5 protein-coding genes are annotated in these 2,210 nt (G+C 36.9%); 2 read left to right on the top strand and 3 right to left on the bottom strand.

What is annotated here, in order from left to right; translation table 11 throughout:
* Positions 1-112 precede the first annotated feature (112 nt).
* Together ACFIKG_RS09000 and ACFIKG_RS08995 are read left to right on the top strand one after the other, a co-directional pair.
* Complete coding sequence (locus tag ACFIKG_RS09000) at positions 113-244, top strand: hypothetical protein (protein ID WP_375652167.1); 132 nt, start codon at positions 113-115, stop codon at positions 242-244.
* Positions 237-545, top strand: a complete 309-nt coding sequence (locus tag ACFIKG_RS08995) for a HigA family addiction module antitoxin (protein WP_375627594.1) — start codon at positions 237-239, stop codon at positions 543-545. Before ACFIKG_RS09000 ends, ACFIKG_RS08995 begins: the two co-directional genes overlap by 8 nt.
* 9 nt (positions 546-554) lie before the next feature.
* Here ACFIKG_RS08995 and ACFIKG_RS08990 read toward each other — a convergent pair whose 3' ends face one another.
* The 3 genes from ACFIKG_RS08990 to ACFIKG_RS08980 all read right to left on the bottom strand — a co-directional run bounded on the left by ACFIKG_RS08990 (position 555) and on the right by ACFIKG_RS08980 (position 1,843).
* Complete coding sequence (locus tag ACFIKG_RS08990; RefSeq protein ID WP_375627593.1) at positions 555-941, bottom strand: hypothetical protein; 387 nt, start codon at positions 939-941, stop codon at positions 555-557.
* Positions 934-1,185 carry a type II toxin-antitoxin system prevent-host-death family antitoxin gene (locus tag ACFIKG_RS08985; protein ID WP_375627072.1) on the bottom strand — a complete coding sequence of 84 codons (252 nt, stop codon included), beginning with the start codon at positions 1,183-1,185 and terminating at the stop codon, positions 934-936. The genes ACFIKG_RS08990 and ACFIKG_RS08985 overlap by 8 nt, the downstream gene beginning before the upstream one ends.
* Before the next feature lie 124 nt (positions 1,186-1,309).
* Entirely contained in the window at positions 1,310-1,843 is a 534-nt protein-coding gene (locus ACFIKG_RS08980) for an antA/AntB antirepressor family protein (protein ID WP_375626900.1), read from the bottom strand.
* Between the last annotated feature and the right edge of the window lie 367 nt (positions 1,844-2,210).

Genomic DNA, 2,210 nt, shown 5'->3' with positions numbered 1-2,210 from the left:
CACAAGTAACCAAGATATGACAGAAGTCAAATGGATAGCTGTTCTATAAGCAGGCTTATATGTTTTTAAGTCCTTTTTAAAACTCTTTAAAAGCCCTTTGAAAGGGCTTTTTTTGACTGACAGTGTCAGTCTTATGGAGCATGGTGATGCTTGTTATAGTCTCTTCATTGATTTGGAGAGCAAGATGGCAATAGAATTTAAACTTCGTATTCACTTTATTAAGAAAGGATATAGTTATGAATGACATTCCTGCACAAAGAGATAAAAACCGTTGTCCTACTCATCCAGGAGAAGTTTTGGCAGAAATTATTCCTGAAACTGGCAAAACGAATACAGAAATCGCACAGATGCTTGGTATATCACGCCAACATCTCTATGATATTCTAAATGCCGAAAAGCCTATATCTCCTTCTCTTTCGGCTTGTCTTGGCAAAATGTTTGGGAATGGAGCTGCCATATGGTTACGTATGCAAGCGAATTATGATGCGTGGCATGCTGAACGTGAAACAGATGTTAGCAAAGTTCCAACACTCCACGCTGTTTGACTTTGTGACTCAATCTCTAGAGACTTTTCCAAGTGGTTTTATTGCTTTAACTTCTTTAATTTTAAGTGCAATTTTACGCACGAAAGCGAGGCTAAAACGCCCTTGTGGTTTTAAATCTTCAAAGTCAAACAAAGATTCGCAAGGAACAACATTAAATTCATCAACACGCACCCAAGATTGCATTTGCAACCCCGCACGTCTACATTCTATCTCAGGTACTTTTAAGCTATATTGTAAATTAATAGGCTCTTGAGAAGTGATAGGAAACAAAAAGAAATGGCTTTCAGTTTTAACCATAACACAGGAAGGACGCGCTTTGCGCCCCGAATGTTCACCTTTTTGCGCTTGTTCGTGCCATAAATAATAATATTGAACAACATCCCCTGCTTTAAACATATTCGTCGCCATTTAAAATATCATCTAAACCACGATCTAAATCGTCTAATATATTTTGCGGTGCATCTGCATAAACAAAAGATTGTATACGAGAACGCGCTTTTATTAATTCATGATATAAATCAACAGGAAGCATAATGATTTTTTCACGCCCTCGCTTTGTTAAAGCTACAGGTGTAGACATAGCCTCGTCTAAAATATCGCCTGCCCCGCGGTTTACATCTGTAAAACTATATTTTTTCATATGCACATCCTATCTTTAATGTATAATACGTATTATACGTACAATATGTATTATGTAAAGATATTTTATGCTGTTAACCACCTCCCCGCCTAAAAGACGAGGAGAGAAAATCATGTTTTTAAAGTTAAGCAGCTTTTGTAATCGGACTTGCTAAGACCTTTTTTGCTTCTTTAATGAGGGCTTTATATTTTCTGTTTTCTTCGTCTACTCTGAAGGCATCAAGAAGACGCATATGAATTGGACCTAAAAGATACAAAACTTTTTCACCAGGTTTCATACCTTCCCAATAACTTGGCAAATCAAAACGCGTATCACGATCATAATCAACAGATTGGTTTCTCAGTTTCTTTTCACACTCAATAAAGTAACGGCGTGCTTGACGTCCTTTCTCGTTACGTTCCACCATTGAGAGCTCTTTCGCCATGTCTAAAGTGATGTGATATTCTGTACTTGGACGACCGCCTTTAGGTTTTACTAAATTTTTAGTAAAACTCGCAAAGTCCTTATTTTCTAGGAAACCATATTCTTTAATACGATTAATAATCCAATCGTTAAAACGAGATGTTACCTTCAAAAACGTATGCAAATCACGAGCGTTAACAGTTTGAACAGTTTCCTGATCAATGATTTGTTCCGATATTGGAATAAGAGTATTCATGAGAACTCCTTGTTGTTAGACGTTTTTCATTGACATTTTTTATAAAAATGCCGGGTGCTGAAAAACACGGCAACAAGCCCGTCGTTATGCCTTTCCCCCGAAAGGGTATTGTATAGCGTAACCACACCCGACAAAGCTATTATATGCGTGTAGCATATAATGAGTCAAAGTCTTTAATGCACAGAAGACTGATTATTTCGGTAACCAATCCGCTTGTTGTTTTAAGGTGTTTTTCAAGCACCTTTGTATGAATCTAACGGTTTTGAATATTTTGTCAAGTCGTTTTCAAAAGCGGCTTTTTACCTCTCATTTTTCCCATTCATTTTAATTCACCCCTCATTTAAAGGAGCATAAAGTATGGCAATAG

The sequence above is a fragment of the Bartonella sp. LB28NMGDW genome, from assembly GCF_042194435.1.
Taxonomy (GTDB): Bacteria; Pseudomonadota; Alphaproteobacteria; order Rhizobiales; family Rhizobiaceae; genus Bartonella; species Bartonella grahamii.
Note: the sequence above shows the minus strand (reverse complement) of the source record. Positions and strands in the feature narration are given on the sequence as shown.